Origin of the sequence: Rhizobium sp. NXC14 (assembly GCF_002117485.1) — a bacterium.
Lineage (GTDB): Bacteria > Pseudomonadota > Alphaproteobacteria > Rhizobiales > Rhizobiaceae > Rhizobium.
Window position 1 is genome coordinate 3,779,007 of the sequence record NZ_CP021030.1, and the last position, 18,324, is coordinate 3,797,330.

Annotated in this window: 19 protein-coding genes and 1 pseudogene; 11 read left to right on the forward strand and 9 right to left on the reverse strand. The window is 61.6% G+C overall.

The window, feature by feature from the left end:
* Positions 1–140: 140 nt before the first annotated feature.
* The 5 genes from NXC14_RS18485 to NXC14_RS18505 are packed head-to-tail and all read right to left on the reverse strand — an operon-like array spanning position 141 to position 5,110.
* Positions 141–1,844 carry a methyl-accepting chemotaxis protein gene (locus tag NXC14_RS18485; RefSeq protein ID WP_085779369.1) on the reverse strand — a complete coding sequence of 568 codons (1,704 nt, stop codon included), beginning with the start codon at positions 1,842–1,844 and terminating at the stop codon, positions 141–143.
* A 29-nt stretch (positions 1,845–1,873) separates the two neighbouring features.
* Complete coding sequence (locus NXC14_RS18490) at positions 1,874–2,383, reverse strand: chemotaxis protein CheW (protein ID WP_085779370.1); 510 nt, start codon at positions 2,381–2,383, stop codon at positions 1,874–1,876.
* Positions 2,380–4,419 (reverse strand): chemotaxis protein CheA, encoded by a 2,040-nt coding sequence (locus NXC14_RS18495; RefSeq protein WP_085779371.1) that lies wholly within the window; start codon positions 4,417–4,419, stop codon positions 2,380–2,382. The genes NXC14_RS18490 and NXC14_RS18495 overlap by 4 nt, the downstream gene beginning before the upstream one ends.
* Positions 4,416–4,784, reverse strand: coding sequence for a response regulator (locus NXC14_RS18500; RefSeq protein WP_085779372.1), 369 nt, complete (start codon positions 4,782–4,784; stop codon positions 4,416–4,418). The genes NXC14_RS18495 and NXC14_RS18500 overlap by 4 nt, the downstream gene beginning before the upstream one ends.
* Positions 4,781–5,110 (reverse strand): STAS domain-containing protein, encoded by a 330-nt coding sequence (locus NXC14_RS18505; RefSeq protein WP_085779373.1) that lies wholly within the window; start codon positions 5,108–5,110, stop codon positions 4,781–4,783. The genes NXC14_RS18500 and NXC14_RS18505 overlap by 4 nt, the downstream gene beginning before the upstream one ends.
* Positions 5,111–5,448: 338 nt before the next feature.
* On the opposite strand from NXC14_RS18505, the gene NXC14_RS18510 reads away from it, so the two are divergent.
* Entirely contained in the window at positions 5,449–7,188 is a 1,740-nt protein-coding gene (locus tag NXC14_RS18510; protein WP_085779374.1) for a chemotaxis protein, read from the forward strand.
* A gap of 18 nt (positions 7,189–7,206) precedes the next feature.
* Here NXC14_RS18510 and NXC14_RS18515 read toward each other — a convergent pair whose 3' ends face one another.
* Both NXC14_RS18515 and NXC14_RS18520 read right to left on the reverse strand, forming a co-directional pair.
* The gene (locus tag NXC14_RS18515) at positions 7,207–8,289 is read right to left on the reverse strand and encodes a tetratricopeptide repeat protein (RefSeq protein ID WP_085779375.1); all 1,083 of its coding nucleotides are present in this window, start codon (positions 8,287–8,289) and stop codon (positions 7,207–7,209) included.
* A 10-nt stretch (positions 8,290–8,299) separates the two neighbouring features.
* Positions 8,300–8,953 (reverse strand): thiamine phosphate synthase, encoded by a 654-nt coding sequence (locus NXC14_RS18520; RefSeq protein ID WP_085779376.1) that lies wholly within the window; start codon positions 8,951–8,953, stop codon positions 8,300–8,302.
* A 107-nt stretch (positions 8,954–9,060) separates the two neighbouring features.
* On the opposite strand from NXC14_RS18520, the gene NXC14_RS18525 reads away from it, so the two are divergent.
* On the forward strand, positions 9,061–9,825 hold the full coding sequence (locus NXC14_RS18525) for a sulfite exporter TauE/SafE family protein (protein ID WP_085779377.1): 765 nt from the start codon (positions 9,061–9,063) through the stop codon (positions 9,823–9,825).
* Positions 9,826–9,895: 70 nt separating this feature from the next.
* Complete coding sequence (locus NXC14_RS18530; RefSeq protein ID WP_003542830.1) at positions 9,896–10,156, forward strand: metalloregulator ArsR/SmtB family transcription factor; 261 nt, start codon at positions 9,896–9,898, stop codon at positions 10,154–10,156.
* 199 nt (positions 10,157–10,355) lie between these two features.
* Here the strand turns inward: NXC14_RS18530 and NXC14_RS18535 are convergent, their stop codons facing one another.
* Positions 10,356–10,529 (reverse strand): DUF465 domain-containing protein, encoded by a 174-nt coding sequence (locus NXC14_RS18535; protein WP_008533139.1) that lies wholly within the window; start codon positions 10,527–10,529, stop codon positions 10,356–10,358.
* 228 nt (positions 10,530–10,757) lie between these two features.
* Here NXC14_RS18535 and NXC14_RS18540 point away from each other — a divergent pair, with 228 nt between their 5' ends.
* The 6 genes and pseudogenes from NXC14_RS18540 to NXC14_RS18565 form a co-directional block, all read left to right on the forward strand.
* Entirely contained in the window at positions 10,758–10,961 is a 204-nt protein-coding gene (locus NXC14_RS18540; protein WP_010028538.1) for a DUF465 domain-containing protein, read from the forward strand.
* 16 nt (positions 10,962–10,977) lie between these two features.
* Positions 10,978–11,472, forward strand: coding sequence for a 5-(carboxyamino)imidazole ribonucleotide mutase (gene purE, locus NXC14_RS18545; RefSeq protein ID WP_064811306.1), 495 nt, complete (start codon positions 10,978–10,980; stop codon positions 11,470–11,472).
* On the forward strand, positions 11,469–12,545 hold the full coding sequence (locus tag NXC14_RS18550; protein ID WP_085779378.1) for a 5-(carboxyamino)imidazole ribonucleotide synthase: 1,077 nt from the start codon (positions 11,469–11,471) through the stop codon (positions 12,543–12,545). Before purE ends, NXC14_RS18550 begins: the two co-directional genes overlap by 4 nt.
* Before the next feature lie 165 nt (positions 12,546–12,710).
* Positions 12,711–12,836, forward strand: a complete 126-nt coding sequence (gene ykgO / locus NXC14_RS18555; RefSeq protein ID WP_003582204.1) for a type B 50S ribosomal protein L36 — start codon at positions 12,711–12,713, stop codon at positions 12,834–12,836.
* Positions 12,837–12,943: 107 nt separating this feature from the next.
* A complete protein-coding gene (locus NXC14_RS18560) occupies positions 12,944–13,558 on the forward strand; it encodes a hypothetical protein (protein WP_085779379.1) in 615 nt (204 codons plus the stop codon).
* 110 nt (positions 13,559–13,668) lie between these two features.
* Positions 13,669–14,673: pseudogene (locus tag NXC14_RS18565) on the forward strand (alpha/beta hydrolase); the annotation flags it as partial.
* Between the two features lie 108 nt (positions 14,674–14,781).
* On the opposite strand, the gene NXC14_RS18570 reads toward NXC14_RS18565, so the two are convergent.
* Positions 14,782–15,498 (reverse strand): SDR family oxidoreductase, encoded by a 717-nt coding sequence (locus tag NXC14_RS18570; protein WP_085779380.1) that lies wholly within the window; start codon positions 15,496–15,498, stop codon positions 14,782–14,784.
* Between the two features lie 114 nt (positions 15,499–15,612).
* On the opposite strand from NXC14_RS18570, the gene NXC14_RS18575 reads away from it, so the two are divergent.
* Together NXC14_RS18575 and ggt are read left to right on the forward strand one after the other, a co-directional pair.
* Positions 15,613–16,479, forward strand: coding sequence for a helix-turn-helix transcriptional regulator (locus NXC14_RS18575; protein WP_085779381.1), 867 nt, complete (start codon positions 15,613–15,615; stop codon positions 16,477–16,479).
* A gap of 75 nt (positions 16,480–16,554) precedes the next feature.
* Positions 16,555–18,291: a gamma-glutamyltransferase gene (gene ggt, locus NXC14_RS18580; RefSeq protein WP_085779382.1), complete on the forward strand. Its 1,737-nt coding sequence runs from the start codon at positions 16,555–16,557 to the stop codon at positions 18,289–18,291.
* The last annotated feature ends 33 nt before the right edge of the window (positions 18,292–18,324 follow it).

Consider the following 18,324-nt stretch of genomic DNA (forward strand, 5'->3'; position numbering starts at 1 on the left):
ATCTATCGTCGCAGCGCCAACGCCTACACGCGTTGGGGATATTCCGCCTCGGGCCACCGGAGCGGCCCGAGATTTCCGATGAGGGCGGAGGCGCTCAGCTGCCTCGCCGGCGGAACGCTATGCGCGTCCCCGGGAAGCGCCTACGCGCTTTCCCGAAAATCGTCGTCACTGGCGTCCGGACCGCCCATCGACATATCGAGAGCAAAGCCCTTGAGACGCTGCTGCTGAGCCGAAACCGTCTGACCGCGGCGCTGGCTTTGGGCCTGCGACGCAGGCTTGCGCGCCGGGGCCTTGATCACCTTGGCTGAGCCGCTCGCCGGCATCTTCTGGGCGCCGAGCCGCGTGCTGCCGGTCGTATCGACCTTGAAGAAGGCGATCGACGTCTGCAGTTCTTCCGCCTGCGAAGCGAGCTCTTCGGAGGTTGCCGACATCTGTTCGGAGGCGCCGGCGTTCTGCTGCGTTACCTTGTCGAGCTGCTGGATCGCTTCGTTGATCTGCGACGCACCGATATCCTGCTCACGGCAGGCGGCGCTGATCTCGGAAACGAGTTCCGCCGTCTTGCGGATGTCGGGCACCAGGCGGCCTAGCATCTCACCGGCATCAGCGGCGGCCTTGACGGTATCGCCGGACATCGAGCTGATTTCGGCCGCCGCCGACTGGCTGCGTTCGGCAAGCTTGCGCACTTCCGAGGCGACCACGGCAAAACCTTTACCGTGTTCGCCGGCGCGTGCGGCTTCGACTGCGGCATTGAGGGCCAGCAGATCGGTCTGACGAGCGATCTCCTGCACGATACCGATCTTCTGGGCGATCGTGCGCATGGCGTCGACAGCGCGCGTTACCGCTTCGCCGCTGGCTTCGGCGTCCCTGGCCGACTGGCGGGCGATCTTTTCGGTCTGGGCGGCGTTGTCGGCATTCTGCTTGATGTTGGCGGCCATCTGCTCCATCGAAGCGGAGGCCTCCTCGGCGGACGCGGCCTGCTCCGTGGCGCCCTGCGACACCTGTTCGGAGCTCGCCGAAAGCTGCTGGCTGCCGGACGAGACGTTCTCCGCGGCCGACAGCGCATCGGCGACGACGCCCCGCAGGCGTTCGATCATGATGTTGACATTGCCCAGAAGCTCGCCGATTTCGTCATGGCTGGTGATATCGGCCATTTTCGTCAGGTCGCCTTCGGACACTTCGCGAACCACGGTGTTGGCGCGGCCGAGGCCTTTGCTGATCGTGCTGGCGATCCAGAAGGCCGTGATCGCGGCAACCAGCAGTGCAAAGGCAGCGACGGCAATCATCGTCATGCGTGTGGTCGCATACTGCGCGTCGGCATCGGCGTCGGCGGTCTTCATGCGCTGCTTCTCAAGCGCAAGAATTTCCGCGAGTGTCGAGTCAATATCGTTGGCGGCGGCACGCGCCGTCGTGATGGAGATAGTGTTGGCACCGTCCGCATTGCCGGCCTTCAGATAGTCGCGGATCTGGTCGTCGGCTGCGTTGAAGGCCTTGGAAAGCTCGGCAATACGCGCCCAACGCGCCTTGCCTTCTTCCGTGGCAAGCGCCAGAACCTGGTTGAAGGCATCGCTGAAATCCTTACGAGCCGCGTTGCCCTTGTCGGTCGCACGGGCACTTTCTTCGGAAGTACGGGCGGTGAGCAGGTTCTTCTGTTGGCGGATGGCTTCGAGTTGCGCGATGTTGATCTGCTGCGCAAGGTCGAGGCGGGCTGCCGGGCCGGCAAGAAGATTGCCGATGGTATCGTTCAGTGATCCAAGGCTGAAAATGCCATAAGCGGCAGTGCCCAATAACATGAGAATAATAAAGGTGAACGCCGTCACCAGTTTCGTCTTGATTGTCAGTCTCATCGTCCCAACCCCTCTTGGATTACGTGCCGTCAACTGACGGCCCCAACTGCGTCATGTCGCGATGAAAAAATCGCCTGCAGATTGGGGAGAATGATGAACTCTCCACCCCTCTTCACCAGGCAGTTGATGTAGTCGGCCCGCCAGCGCATGCCGACGCTCGGTGGCGCCTCGCCCGCGGTCTTTGCGAGCGTCGTCACCTCGTTCACCTTATCGGTTCTGAGGCCGACGAGCGTCGGCTCGCCCTGCAGATCGATCTCAATGACGATGAAGCGGCTGTCGATCGTCGCCTCCGTCGCCTCCATCCCGAAAGCGAGACGCAGGTCGGCGAGCGGAATGACCTTGCCGCGGAAGTTGATGACGCTGGCGACGAAGGGCTGGCTGCCCGGCACCGCCGTCTCCGGAAGCAGATCCAGGATTTCCTGGACGATGACCGCCTCCAGCGCAAAAGTCTCGCCGTTGAGATCGAAGGTCAGGACCTCGACTTCCTCGGCATAGCTCCAATGATTGTCGAAACGTTCGGCTGTTGCTGCTGCACTCATCCTGCCACCCGCAATTGCGCCTCCTGTTGCTGACCCGCGGCAACCAGGTGCCCGACGTCGAGAATGAGGGCGACGCTGCCGTCGCCTAGAATGGTGGCGCCGGAAAAGGTCGCCACGTCGTTGTGCAGTTTCGACATCGACTTGATGACAGTCTGATGGTCGCCGATGATCTGGTCGACGACGAGGCCCACGCGCTCAGTGCCGGTCGAGATGACGACGACCTTCTGGTGCACGTCGGGCTTCGTGCCGGTGCGGAAAAGATCCCGCAGGCGCAGGAACGGCACCAAGCTGTCGCGTAGCGAGATGAAGCTGCGGCCGCGCGAGCGCAGATCCTCCTCGAGCGACAGCTCGAGGCATTCCTCGACGGCCGAAAGCGGGATGACGTAACGGCCGGTACCGACACGCACCAACAGACCGTCGATAATGGCAAGCGTCAGCGGAATGCGCAGTGACACTTCCGAACCCTGTCCGGGCACACTGACGATATCGATCGCGCCGCGAAGCTCTTCGACCGTCTTCTTGACCACGTCCATGCCGACGCCGCGGCCGGACAGATTGGTGATCGCCGCCGCCGTCGAAAACCCGGGAGCAAAGATCAGTTGCAAGAGCTCGGGGTCAGAAAGCGGCTGGCCCGGATGGATGAGGCCGGAGGATTCCGCCTTGGCGCGGACCCGTTCACGGTTGATGCCGCGGCCGTCGTCCTTGATCGAGATAATCACCTCGCCACCGGCCTGACGGGCCGAAAGTGTTACCGTGCCGGCCTTGGCCTTGCCGGCGGCAAGGCGGTCGGCGGGCACTTCGAGGCCGTGATCGATCGAGTTGCGCACCAGGTGCACCAGCGGATCGGCCAGCCGTTCGATCACCGTTTTATCGACCTCGGTGCTCTCGCCTTCCGTCACCAACTCGATCACCTTGCCGGTCTCGCGGGCAAGATCGTGGACGAGGCGGCGAAAACGGGAAAAGAGAGTCGCAACCGGCACCATGCGCAGCACCATCATCGTGTCGCGCAATTCGCCGGACAGACGTTCGATTTCTTCCGAGACGGAGCGCAGTGCGATATCGGTGCTGGCGCTCGCGAGCTGGCTGAGGCGCGATTGCGCGATCACGAGCTCACCGACGCGGTCCATCAGTTCGTCCAGGCGCTCTGCCGGAACGCGCACGTTCTCGGCAGCCTTCGCCTGGCTGGCGGCGGGTGCCTCACGCTTGACGGGAACCGCTTCGACGGGACGAAATTCCGGCACGGCGGCCGCCGGGACAGGCGGTGGTGGTGCTGAGGCGGCAGCGGCAGGCACCGGCATTGTTTCAGCCGGAGCGGCCGTTGCCGCTACCGTGCCGTCGATCTCCTCGACGCTGAGTTCCATGTCGTCGAGCACGAAGATGAAGACGTCGTCGATCGCTGAACGGTCCTGCTCGCTCATCAGCGTCACATCCCAGGAAATATAGAGTTCCGTCGGCGTGAGCCCATCGAGGGGCGGAATGGCCGAAGTGTCGGCGCGCACGGTGCATTCGCCGAGATCGCGCAGTTCGTCCAGCAGGCCGAGCGGATTGGTGCCGTTGGCCATCGAATTGGCCGGCAGGCTGAAGCGGATGCGCCAGCTGTTCCTTGTCTTTTTCGTCGACGCCTCCCGCACGGGCGCTGCGACGGTCGCTGGCGCCGCAGCCTTTGCGCCGACGGCGGCCTGCAGCTGTGCCAGAAGCTTGTGCCCGGTGTCGCCATGATCGGCGTCGGGCTGATCGACGAGGGCACGCATATGGTCCTGGGCGGCGAGAACGGCGGCGACGAGTTCGCTGGTGGCCGCGACTTCGCCCTTTCGAACGCGGTCGAAGGCCGTTTCGCAATGATGGGTGAAGGCGGCCAGCGCCTCGAAACCGAACATCGCGCCCGATCCCTTGAGCGTGTGAAGCCCGCGGAATACCGCGTCGACGAGATCCCTATTGTCGAGTTGGTGCGTGAGGTCGAGAAGGCCGGTCTCGATCGCTTCGAGGCATTCGGCAGCCTCCGTGCGGAATACGGCGACGGGGTCGAGCGTACTCATCTTCCGAGAACCTTCTTCACGATCTTAACGAGATTTTCCGGATCGAACGGCTTGGTCAGCCAGCCGGTCGCGCCGGCAGCCTTGGCACGTGCCTTGAGGTCGGCGTCAGATTCCGTCGTTAGAAAGATAATCGGAACACCGGCCTGCGCCGGCAGCTTGCGCAGTTCCTCGATCATCGTCAGCCCGTCCATGACAGGCATGTTGAGATCCGTCACGATCAGATCGAAGCTGCTGCCCTTGGCCGCAATGAGGCCTTCCGCCCCGTTGACCGCTTCGGTGACGCTGTAGCCGGCATTGGTCAGCGTGACCTTTGTGGTCAGGCGGATGCTGGCGGAATCGTCTACCGTCAGGATGTTGGCACTCATAATGTCACCTCTTTATGCAACCAAAACTTTAAGTCTTCATGATCGAAGGATTCGATGAAACCGGAACGCTCAAGTACGTTCAACACGGAGCCACTGGCGGGAGAAGAAAGGTTGAGCGTCTTTCCGGCGGCTTTTGCTTGACGGCGGGCCGCTTCCATAAGTTGGATGAAACTCAGATCAGCTTCAGCATCAGCAGGAATGCTAAAGAGGATGGTATCTTTACTACGAAATGCGTCATTGATCTTGGTGTGTAATTCAGCCGCGTGCCGAATGTTTAGCACATCTGGCAAAGTTATAGATTCACAATATTGACTCTGAGTATCCAATGCAGCCTCCTGGGCCCGAGAAATACTTTCGACCCTAAGAGGACTCTCACGACAGCGTTAATGCAGCGTAAACAGAGGTTGTAGAAAACCGACGCGAAGCGCATTCCGCGACTCCTAATTCTTATCGAGAATAAGTTGTATCCTTCTCTCTAAGCTTAGAAATAATAGAATGAGAACAAAACCTTAAATGATCTCACTTGGCATGCGTCGCACCGAAAGCCTTGTCTCACACCTTTCATTAATCACAACGCAGGCGAGTCTGGCGCGTTTACCGGACATTTCCATCCTGCCCGTAGAAATAGAGTCAAAATGGCCTGCTTTTAAGAAAAGGTATAAATGTGGCACACGCTCTGGTAACATCCAACGCTGCAGCCTACACATCGGGGCGGGAGATCAGTCGGATCCTGGAATCCGCCCGCAGCCAAGTCGAGGAGCGTTTTCTCGAGGGCGGGTCGGTGCTGCTGTCGGTGATGGATGTCCTCAACCGCCTGCTGAATTCGCTCGAAAGTGTCGCAAAGGCACTCGATGACAAGGAGGCGAGCGATACCAGCGCCGATCTCCGCGCCACGGTGGAAAGCCTGACTGCATTGCCGGTCACCGAAGAAAATCGCCAGCAGGCGCTCATCTCGCTGGCGCAAACCGGCAGGGAACTGCGCAAGCACGTCGCCGATATGCAGGAGACGATGCGTTATCTCAGAACCTTTGCCGTGACTGTAAAGATCACCGGCGCCGGCCTTGCCGAATTCGCCGGCTTTGCGCAGGAGATTTTGGAACGTATCTATTCGGGCACCGATGAGGTGAATCGCTTCGCCGCCCATCTCGACAGCCTCGAAAAAGAGGTCAAACTCGCCGCCTCCTTCGGGGCTAACGTCTCCAGGAGCTACGCCGATACCGTTCCGGCCGTCGCCGGAGCCCTGCGCGACGATGCCGCCAAGATCGCCGAACACCGGAAAAATCTCGGCATCCTCGCCCGCGAGGTCGGCGCGATCGCACGCGGCGTCCAGAGCAAGGTCAGCTCGACTCTATCAGCCCTGCAAATCGGCGATATCACACGTCAGCGTATCGAACATGTACAGGCAACCTTTTCGCTGCTTGAAGATTTCCTCGCCGGCGAAGATGGCGCCGGGCTCGACGCCGGTGCGCGCCAGCGTCTCCAGAATGTCGTTCACCATCTGACAGCGGCGCAGATGAGCGACATGTGCGTCAATTTCCAGCGGGATTCGGAGAACGTCGTCAAGACGATTGCGAGTTTCGACCACGACATGCGGGAAATCCTCAAGCTGCGCGATCAAATGGGCACCGAAAGCGGCGAAGCCGGCGGCAATTTCATGCGCTCACTGGAATCCAGCGTTTCTGCCGCCCACGAGATCGTCAAGCAGGTCGACACGGCAAGCCGGCAGGCTGACCAGGTAAGCCATACGACAATCGGCACGGCCGCCAAGCTTTCCGAAGCCATCGTCAACATTCGCGTCGTCAGGACCGACATCCATTACATGGCCTTGAACACCAATCTGCGCTGCAGCCGGCTTGGCGAGGAAGGCAAATCGATCAACGTCGTCACCGCCGAGCTGCGCATCTTCGCCGGCAAACTCGATGAATCCGCCGACGCCATCGTCAACGGCCTGCCGGCGCTCGAAGCCGCCGCCGGGCGCGTGGCTCCCACCACGGCCACCGCCGGCGGACTGGGCGAGAGCCTGACCTCGGCCGTTGGCAACATCCGTTCCGCGGCCAATGTCATGGAAAACGAGCTGAAGGTGCTCGCCGAGAACGGCCGCGAGGTCGCCGCCAAGATCGGCCTGCTGATCGGCAAGCTCGACTTCCAGCACGAACTCGGCGATGTCCTTGCCCGCTGCGCCGATGCGCTCGAAGGTGTCGCCGGCCCCGATGTCGCCGATATCTCCGATCTCGCGGAGGTCATCGCACCGCTCGACCGCAAGATTTTCAAGCTCTATACGATGGTCCAGGAGCGCAACATTCATCGCGACATCATCCCGGCAAGCGAGGAGAGTATTTCAGCGCTTGCCGAGACCGCTAAAGCCGAAAACGACGAGGATCTTTTCGCCGACGCGCTTTTCTAGAGCATAAAACCGCGGCGGCTATCGCCGCCGGAATTTGTTGGCGGCATCTATAGCCGCCTTCTGCTGATCGTCCTCGATGCCGAGATAAAAATCCTCCAGCGCCGGATCGGCAAGCCCCGCACGTCGCGACAGCACATACCATTTCGCCGCCTCGATCGGGTTCGGCGGCGTGCCGATGGCGTTGATGTAGAGATGGGCGAGCTTGTTCTGCGCAACGACATTGCCGCCATTGGCGGCAAGTTTCAGCCATTCGAAACCCTTGACGTAATCCTTCGGGCCACCGACGCCGTTGACGAGCCAGATGCCGAGATCGAGCTGGGCCGTGTCGAAGCCGGCTCGCGCTGCGCGCGCCATCCACTCGCGGGCGAGCTGCTTCTTTTCCTGCGGCAGGTCCTTCAGCGTTCCATAGATCTGCGCCACGGCATATTGCGAATCGGCAATGCCCTGCTCGGCTGATTTCTCGTAGAACGGCAGCGCGAGCTTCAGCCCCTTTTCGCCGGGATTGTCGGCGACGAGGATCTGCGCCCAGTTGAATTCGGCTGAAGGATTGCCGGCTTCGGCGGCCTTGCGCATATAGTCGTCGGCTTTGGCCTTGTCGCGCGGCACACCCTGGCCTTCCATCAGCATCAGGGCATATTTGAACATCGCCGCAGGATCGCCGCCTTCGGCCGCCTTGCCATACCAGAAGGCGGCGTTCTTCACGTCCTTCTTGACGCCGAGACCCTGCGAGAGGATTTCGCCAATCAGCGTCTGCGCCGCCGGATCGCCGAGTTGGGCGCGCGGCAGCGCCTTGTCCATCGCGGTCAGATAGTAACCGCGCTGAAAGGCGCCGTACGCCTCGTCAATCGGCCCTTTGTAGTCCTTCTCCGGCGGAAGGTCGGGCAACTTCGCGCCCATGCGGTCGAAAACGCCGACGCCATCCGAGGGCTTCACATCCCCGTTGGGGAGCCGGTCGGTGCGAAAGCTTGACGCCGGCGCGGTGCCTGGCTGGCTGATGACGCTGTCCGGTGCCTGCGCCACGGCGATATCAGACCCGCCCGCAGTGAGGGCGACCATGCTGGCAAGCAGATATTTCAAAGGGCGGGCGGGCAGGATCGGCATGAGCGGGATTTCAATCCTCAAACCGTGGCGCTTTTTCGTCGAGCAGAGCATTGATCTCGGCAACGATGGACGGCGCTCGGCCGGGCTCCCCGAATACCGCCAGCCGCAGCGCCACGAACTCTGCTCCGGTCTCAGCGACGGCAAGAGCCGACGCCGGATCGGTGCCGCCCATGACGATGCAGGGGATTTCGATCATTGAGGCCCACCATTCGCCGAGCGCAAGGTTCTTGGGATGCGCCTCCGGCTTGATATCCCCGTCGAGCTTGCCGAAGAAGATATAATCCGGCCTGACTTCGCCGATCTCCAGCGCATTGTGCCGGTCGCTGGCATTGCCGCCGCCGACGATCAGCTTCGGAGCGTGTTTGTCGATCGCCTCCGACAGTGCCTGGGGGTTGTCGGTAATATGCAGGCCATCCGCCTTCGCCCGTCCCGCCACGCGGCTGTCGCCTGCAATCAGCGCGGCGGCCCCCGCATCCTGGATCACCGGCACCAGCTTTTCGGCATGTTTCTGGAAGGCGCCGTCGTCGAGCCCGTATTGCGGCACGATGACGGAGGCGACATCGCCGCCCTTCAGCGCATCGGCGACGATCTTTGCCTGTTCATCGGCGTTGGCGATATCGGGGACGATGAGCACCAGGCGGCAGCGGTTTTCGGCTTCGGTCATGAGGTCTTTCCGTTTCCTGCGAATTCCTTCTCGAAAGGACGGATCCGCACTCGTTTTGTGTGAGTAGTTCCGTTAGAGGAGGCTTGCAAGAGGAGGACGTCGAAAGCATGCCGCAAGACTTGTCATTCTACTACGCCGCCGTGCCCGCGGTTCTGCTTGTCGGCCTAGCAAAAGGCGGCATGGGCGACGCTTTGTCGCTGATCGGCCTGCCATTTCTCGCCCTGGTCGTCTCGCCGCTCGAAGCCGCGGCGATCCTGCTGCCGATCCTGGTCTTCATGGACATGATCTCGCTCGTCATCTGGCGCAGGCATGGCGATTGGGCGACGCTGAGGATCATGCTGCCGGGCGCAATTTTCGGCATTGCCCTCGGCTGGGCGACCTCGGCGCTCGTTCCCGGCAACGTCCTTCGCATCGTCATCGGCGCGGTGACCATCCTCTTCTGCCTGCGTTATTTCTGGAACAATTTCGGCCCGGGTGCCGGCAAGGTGGTTCCGCCGCGCGGCCAGCGGCCGGTGGCCGCCGGCCTCTGGGGCGCCTTCTCCGGCTACGGCAGCTTCGTCGCCCATGCAGGCGGCGCCCCCTTCCAGATCTATGCTTTGCCGCTCAAACTTCAGCCACGCGAATATACCGGCACCAGCGTGCGTTTCTTCGCGATCCTCAACGCCATCAAGCTGGTCCCCTATTTCGCGCTCGGCCAGCTCGACACGCAGAATCTTGCGACTTCGGCGACGCTGCTGCCCTTCGCGCCACTCGCTACCCTTGCCGGCGCCTGGTGCGTGCGGCGCATGAAGCCGGAGATCTTCTATCCTTTCATGTATGCCATGGCCCTGATCGCCGCCTTTCTGATCGCACGCGAGGGCCTTAGCGGCTGACAAGGGCCACGCTACGCTGCAATGCACAATTTCCTTGCCGGAAGGGCCGGTTTGACGTAGCTTTTCCAGCATGTCGAACACGGACCCTTTCTCTGCGATTGCTGATCCGAACCGGCGGTTTCTGCTGGAGGAATTGCGTCGCGCTCCAAGGACGGTCAACGAGCTCGCCGAAGGGCTGCCGATCAGCCGCCCGGCGGTCTCGCAACACCTAAAGGCGCTGCTCGACAGCAATCTGGTCTCGGTGACCTCGGAAGGCACGAAGCGCATTTACACGGTCAACAACCGAGGCTTCGACAAGCTCAATTTATGGCTGGATCAGTTCTGGGCCTGATGCCGACCCCGCCGTGGGACACGCTGCGATCACATGAAACTACTCGAATATGCCCTCGTGAAAGCGCCAGCCGCAATGCCTCAAGCATCGGACTGGCGCAAATCTGGTATGAGATCACCGGATCTTGCTGATTTTAGGCGGAATGGATGGATTTACCTCTTCTAACGCAAGATGATCGACCGGCGATCTCCTGGGAGGATTAATGGACGGATGACTTGAGACGCTGAATCTCGTCCTTGATGCGCAGCTTGCGGCGCTTGCATTCGGCAATTTCGGTATCGGAGATAGAGGGAGCTGTTCTGAGCGCGTGCAACTCCTCCTCGAGTGCTACGTGCTTTTTCTGGAGTGATTCAAGATGAGCTTCAACTGTCATTTGACCCTTCCTTCCTCTTACCCTCCCCGACCATCATCGTCGGGGATCAAGGTGTCAACGGGGCGGACTGTGACATATTTTTGACGGCTTGTCGAAGGCCAAAAGATGAAGAAGAGATGGCAAATTCATGATCAAGACTAACTAGCCGTTACCCGTATTTGGTGATAGGAGCTTGCGGAAATCATCGGCAGATCGGACAAGGTCCGAGGACGATAACGGGGAATGCATATGGCCGATCAGGAACAGGCGGAAATCAGGCTCATGGTGGCGCGTCTGCGCCAGGAGCACGAGGATTTCGACGCTGCGATCAACGCCATGATCGAGACCGGATGCGACGCTCTGCGAATCCAGCGCATGAAGAAGAAGAAGCTCGTCATCAAGGACAAGCTCTCCAAGCTGGAAGACCAGATCGTTCCCGATATCATTGCCTGAAAGGAACGGTCGCAGGATGACAGATAGACCACTCGTCGCCATCATCATGGGCAGCCAATCCGATTGGGAGACCATGAAGAACGCGGCCGACACGCTGGAAGCGCTGGAAATCGCTTATGATGCGCGCATCATCTCAGCGCACCGTACGCCCGAGCGAATGATGAATTTCGCCAAGGGCGCACGTGCGGAAGGTTTCAAGGTCATCATCGCGGGCGCCGGCGGTGCGGCGCATCTGCCGGGCATGACCGCATCGATGACGCCGCTGCCGGTCTTCGGCGTCCCGGTTCAGTCGAAGACCATGTCCGGCCAGGACAGCCTTCTTTCCATCGTGCAGATGCCGGCCGGCATTCCGGTTGGGACCCTAGCCATCGGCAAGGCGGGTGCGGTCAACGCCGCTCTTCTCGCCGCTGCCGTGCTGGCCCTTTCCGACGAAGAGATTGCCGACAGGCTCGACGAATGGCGCGAGCGCCAGAGTGCTGCCGTCGCCGAATATCCAATGGACGACCAATGACCATAGGAACGATCGGCATTGTCGGCGGCGGCCAGCTCGGCCGCATGCTGGCCATCGCCGCCGCCAGATTGAATTTCCGCACTGTCATCCTCGAGCCGCAGCTCGACTGCCCCGCCGCCCAACTGGCGAACCGGCACATCGTCGCCGCCTATGACGATCCCGCGGCGCTGGCCGAACTGGCAGACGCCTGCGACGTCGTCACCTACGAATTCGAGAATGTGCCCGTCGCAGCCGCCGAAGCGCTCTCGGCAAGCATCGCCGTCTATCCGCCTGCCAAGGCGCTCGAGGCCGCCCAGGATCGGCTCGTCGAAAAACGCTTCCTCAACGGCTGCGGCATATCAACCGCTCGCTTTCATGCAGTCGACAGCCAGGCCGATCTCGAAACCGCACTGAAAGATTTCGGCGGCCAAGGCGTGCTGAAGACCCGCCGTCTCGGTTATGACGGCAAGGGGCAGAAGGTTTTCCGCTCGCCCGCCGACAATCCTGACGGCGCCTATGCCGCGCTCGGGGCCGTGCCGCTCATCCTCGAAAGCTTCGTCGCCTTCGAGCGAGAGGTCTCGATCATCGCCGCGCGTGCCGCGGATGGGACGGTCGTCTGCTTCGATCCCGCCGAGAATGTCCACCGCAACGGCATCCTCCACACCTCGACCGTTCCGGCCGCAATCTCGGCGACGACTGCGGAGACCGCTCGTCAATCGGCCGAAAAGATTCTCGCCGCGTTGAACTATGTCGGCGTGATCGGCATCGAATTCTTCGTGCTCGCCGATGGCGGCTTGGTCGCCAACGAGATGGCGCCGCGCGTCCACAATTCCGGTCATTGGACGGAAGCCGCCTGCGTCGTCAGCCAGTTCGAGCAGCATATCCGCGCTGTCGCCGGCCTGCCGCTCGGCAATGGCGAGCGGCACTCCGACTGCGTCATGCAGAATTTGGTCGGTGACGATATCCTTGCCGTCCGCGACTGGCTGCAGCGTCCCGACACGCTGGTTCACCTCTATGGCAAGAGCGAGTGGCGCCCCGGCCGCAAGATGGGTCATGTCACGACATTGGCGCCGAAATTGCCGGTTTCGGGATGAGAAAACGGCCGTGCGGCTTGGGAAAAACACCGTCACGTGGTTGACACGCTGGAGGTGACGAGGTATCTGCACCCCCACCTAAAGAGCGCGCCCCGACGGCGCGCTTTTGATTGTTAAAGTTACGGGCGAATGTGAATTCCCCCATAGAGATCGCGGATCAGAAAAATGAAGATCAAGAATTCGCTCAAGTCGCTCAAGGCACGCCACCGTGACAACCGTCTGGTTCGTCGCAAGGGCCGCATTTACATCATCAACAAGCTGAACCCGCGCTACAAGGCTCGTCAGGGCTGATTGCGCGAATCCGGATCGTGCGCCGCTCAGAGTGCGGCAACGGACATCCGAGGGTCGCTGCGGTGATCACGGCTAATTTGTTTGATCTTCGGCGCTGGCGGACTAATATGTCCGCCATGCGCTTTTTTGCTTTGACGTCAGCGGTGCTGCCGCTCGCCTTCATCCTCTCCACCTCCCCGTTTCCGGTCGCCGCGGCGGAAAAGAACGTCATCGTCGAGCGGAGGGATGCCACTAGTTCGCCGAAGCAGCGTCTTGATCAGCTCTTCAGTCAGCTGAAGCGCGAGCGTGATCCTGATAAGGCCAGCAGCATCGCCAATGAAATTCGTCTGGAGTGGAATGATTCCGGCAGTGCGACCGTGAACCTGCTGATGCACTGGGCCGACAAGGCGATCGAGGAAAAACGCAATCCCGCCGCTCTCGATTTCCTCGACGAGGCGATTGCCCTCAAGCCCGATTACGCCGAGAGCTGGAATCGCCGCGCCACGCTGAATTTCGTCATGGGCAATTACCGCAAGTCGATGTCCGACATCGAGCATGTGCTGGATATCGAGCCGCGCCATTTCGGCGCGCTCTCCGGCATGGCCGCGATCCTCAACAATTCCGGCAATGATCAATTGACCCTGAAGGCCTGGGAACGGTTCCTCGATATCTATCCCGCCGATCGCACCGCGCAGGAGCAGGTCAACATGCTTGCGGAAAAACTGGCCGGCAATCGAACCTGAAGCAGGCTCGCCGAGCTTGACCTGCGCCCAGAGCGCGCAATTTTAGAACTGTCGAGGGAGTTTGACACGATCGTCCCCCGCAAAATCCATCGATCGTCGCCGTTAAGATCATGCTTGCCGAAGTTTCCGCTTTTCTCGCCCCGCTCGCCGCCGCCATCGGCTACTCCTCTTACAAGGCGCGGCAATTCGAACAGACCTATCCGAATATAGGCGAGTTAACGGATGTCGGCGGCTACCGCATGAACGCCGTCCATGTCGAGCGTCCCGAAAATGCGGACCTTCCGGCGCTCGTCTTCATTCACGGCGCCAGCGGCAATCTGCTCGATCAGATCGTCGCTTTTCGCGCACTGCTCGAAGGCCGGGCGGAAATGCTGTTCGTCGATCGTCCCGGTCACGGCTATTCGGAGCGCGGCGGCCCTGAGAACGCCCTACCCTCGGGCCAGGCCGATGCAATCGCCCGACTGATGGAAAAGCGCGGCATCGAGAAGGCGATCATCGTCGGCCATTCCTTCGGCGGCGCGATCACCGCCGCCTTCGGCCTGCGCCACCCGGATAAGACCGCCGGCCTGCTCTTCCTCGCGCCGGCCACCCATCCGTGGCCCGGCGGCATCGACTGGTATTATCATGTGGCGACCGTGCCGGTCATCGGTTGGCTCTTCAACCACGCCGTCGTCGTTCCGCTTGGACTGAGCCGGCTGGAGCGCGGCACGCTGAATGTCTTCCGTCCCAATCCACGCCCTGCCGACTACATCGAAAAAACCGGCCCGTCGCTCGTGCTGCGGCCGCGCACCTTCCACAACAATGCGGCCGATTTCAAAAGACTGCTCGCCTATGTGAAGGAGCAGTCGCCGCTCTATTCGCAGATCACCGCGCCGACCGTCATCATCACAGGCGACCGCGACGAGATCGTCTGGGAACACCTGCATTCGCGTGGCCTTGCCCGCGATATAGCAGGCTCCGAACTCGTCACGGTCCGCGGCGTCGGTCATAAGCCGGATTATCTCGCCACCGACGTCGCCATAGCCGCCATGGAAAAGATCGCCGGCGAGCCGCGCGACCTCCAGTCGGCCGCCCGCAGAGCCGAAGAGAGGCTCGCCGCCCCATCACGCGACCGAGCGGCGGAAACTCCGTGGTCTCTGATCAGGCGCCCGGCATGGTGCGCGACATCTCGGGACTCGAACGTCCCGCTGGCAAGATGTTCGGCGGGGCGCTCGCAACCTCCCTCAGGCGCCGAGCCGCACACCGCCGTCGCAGGTGACGACATGACCGCTCATGAAGCCGCTTTCGATCAGGAATGCGATCGCCTGCGCGATATCCTCCGGCCTGCCGACACGGCCGACCGGCGTGCGGCCGGCGAAATCCGCGAAGACGCTGCTGCGCTGCTCGAATGGCAGGAAATGCCACCAGGGCGTATCGACGACCCCGGGTGAGACTCCGTTGACGCGCAGCGGCTTCAGCTCGACGGCTAGTACCGGTACCATCGCCTCAATTCCGGCATTGATGGCGGCAAGCCCTGCCGTGCCGGGCATCGCCGCTTGGGCGCTGACCGCAGAGACGAAGGTGATGCTGCCGCCCGGTTGCAGGAAGGGTAGTGCCGCCTGTGCCGCAGCCGCATGCGGAATGAGTTTGGTCTGAAATCCGGCGAGCAGATCCGCCATATCGAGCGTTGCGAAGGGACCTGCGCCATGGCCGCTGCCCATCGCCAGCACGAGATGGCCGAAGGCGCCAATGCCGGCAAAAACTCTTGCTAGGCTTGAAGACTCCGTCGCATCGAGTACGACGGTGCGCAGATCGCCGACTAGCGAAGCTTGTGCGGCCGCGAGTTTTTCGCCGTCGCGGCCTGCGATGGTGACCGCGTATCCCTGTTTCAAAAGTAAGTTTGCTGTGGCAAGGCCGATGCCGGATGAACCGCCGATGATGACCACATGCTGCAAAGTCATGATGATGCTCCTTGAACTCATTGATCCGCAGGCGGGGATCACCTGCGACTTTGGCACCATGCGCCCAATGAAAACGGCAAACAGTTCCAATTTTATCCTGGTATCGATACTGATATGATCGGACCCATGGATCAGAAAACCGACGTCTTCGAAGCCCGCCGCCGCGAATTCGCGGCCTTCCTGCGTTCACGCCGCGAGCGGCTGGCGCCATCTGACGTCGGCTTACCGGAAGGCATCCGCCGACGCACTCCAGGCCTGAGGCGCGAGGAACTCGCCATGCTCGCAGGCGTCGGCACCACCTGGTACACATGGCTGGAGCAGGCCCGCAACGTCCGCCCCTCCCCACAGGTGCTAAACGCCCTTGCCGATGCCCTCCGCCTCGATGACGCCGAGCGCCGGCACCTCTTCACCCTCAATAATCGCCAGGCGGTACAGGCGATGTCGACAACACCCGAACACGTCGACGAGCCGCTGCAGCGCGTGCTCGCCAATCTGACCCATCAACCGGCCTATGTGCTCGGCCGCCGATGGGATGTGCTCGCCTGGAACCGCGCCACCGATGTGCTCTTCGGTGGCTATGACACGCTTGAGCGCGACGAGCGCAACATCATGCATCGTCTCTTCGTCGACCCTGCACATCGCCGGCTGCTCGTTGATTGGGAATCGGTTGCCCGCGTCTCCCTCGCGATGTTCCGGGCCGACAGCGCTCGTTATGCCGGTGATCCGGATTTCGAGCGGCTGATTGCACTGCTCATGCAGGCAAGTGACGAGTTCCGCAGTTGGTGGCAGCGCCACGAGGTGATCAGCGCGCTATCCGGCATCAAGCGCATCGATCATCCGGTCATGGGCCGCATGTCCTTCGAACACACCGGCCTGGCGCTGACGAACCGGCCCGAGATGAAGCTCATCGTCTACACGCCGCTCGATGACAACGATACCAACAGCAAACTCGCCAAACTGCTGGATCAGGATCCGGGATAAAGCCTGCCCCTCGCATTGCCGCGGGCCGCAGCAGCCCCATATGTCTTTCCGTTGTTGTCCATAGGAGGGGAAATCATGGGCCGCCTGCATATCGGGACGATCTCCGTCATATCGGCATTGTCGCTCACTATGACGACGGCCTTCGCGGCCTCGCCCGCACCGGTCGAGGCCGAACACGGGATGGTCGTCACCGCCCAGCATCTGGCGACCGATGTCGGCGTCGAGGTGCTGAAGAGCGGCGGCAACGCCGTCGATGCAGCGGTCGCCGTGGGTTATGCACTGGCGGTCGTCTATCCCTCGGCCGGCAATCTCGGCGGCGGCGGCTTCATGACCATCCGCCTGAAAGACGGCACCAAGGCTTTCCTCGATTTCCGCGAGCGCGCGCCGCTCGCCGCGACAAAGACAATGTATCTCGATACTAAGGGCGATATCGTGCCGCGGGCCAGCCTTGATGGCTATCTCGCCGTCGGCGTTCCGGGCTCCGTCATGGGTTTCGAGACGGCTCGCGAGAAATACGGCACCCGCTCACGCCAGGATCTTATCGGGCCGGCGCTCCGCTTCGCCAAGGAGGGCTACACGCTGGAACAGGGTGACGCGGCGATCCTTGCCGGCAGCGCCAAGCGTCTTGCCAAGGACGAGACGGCGGCGAAGATTTTCCTGAAACCGGACGGCAAGCCCTATGGCTCCGGCGAAAAGCTTGCGCAGCCGGATCTCGCTGCAGTCCTGGCGGCCATTTCGGAAAAAGGACCGGACGCCTTCTATAAGGCTGCCCCCGCCGAGGCGATCGTAAAAGCGAGCCAGGCCAAGGGCGGCATCCTCGCCAAGGGGGACTTCGAGCAATATGCCGTGCGCGAGCTGAAGCCGATCGAGTGCAATTACCGCGGCTATGACATCATCTCCTCGCCGCCACCGTCTTCCGGCGGCGTGATCATATGCGAGATCCTCAACGTCCTCGAAGGTTATCCGCTCTCCTATCTCGGCTACGCCTCGGCTGAAACCGTGCATGTGATGGTCGAGGCGATGCGCTACGCCTATGTCGACCGCAACGCGGCCCTCGGCGATCCCGATTTCGTCGACAATCCGGTCGAAAAGCTGCTCGACAAGAGCTACGCCAAGGAGATCGCAGCAAAGATCGATCCCTACAAGGCCGGGACTTCGGCCAACCTGGAACCGCTCGGCGGCAAGGAAAGCAACGAGACGACCCACTATTCGATCATTGACGACGAGGGCAATGCGGTTGCCGTCACCTATACACTGAACGGCTCCTTCGGCGCAGCGGTCGTGGCACCCGGCACCGGTATTCTGCTCAACAACGAGATGGACGATTTCACCTCCAAGCCGGGTGTGCCGAACCTTTATGGCCTCGTTCAGGGCGAAGCCAACGCCATCGCTCCGAAGAAGACGCCGCTCTCCTCGATGAGCCCGACGATCGTCACCCGCGACGGCAAGCCCTTCATGGTGATCGGCAGCCCCGGCGGTTCGCGCATCATAACAATCACGCTGGAGGCGATTTTGAATGTCGTCGATTTCGGCATGGATATCAGCCAGGCGGTCAACGCACCGCGGTTTCATCACCAATGGCAGCCCGACAAGGTCTATCTCGAGCCCTATGCGCTCTCGCCGGATACGGAAAAGACGCTTGCGGCAATGGGCTATAGCTTCGACGGCGGCAACGGCGCGCCGCTCTGGGGCCAGGCCGCTGGCATCCTCGTCGGCGGCAAAAGCCTTGCCGCAATCGAAAAGGGCGGCGGCGCTCGTTACAACGGCGCCATGGACGCCCGCGCGACAGAAGGCTCGGCGGGCGGCTATTGACGGTCGGCAAGCCACCAAGCATAGGCGCAATGG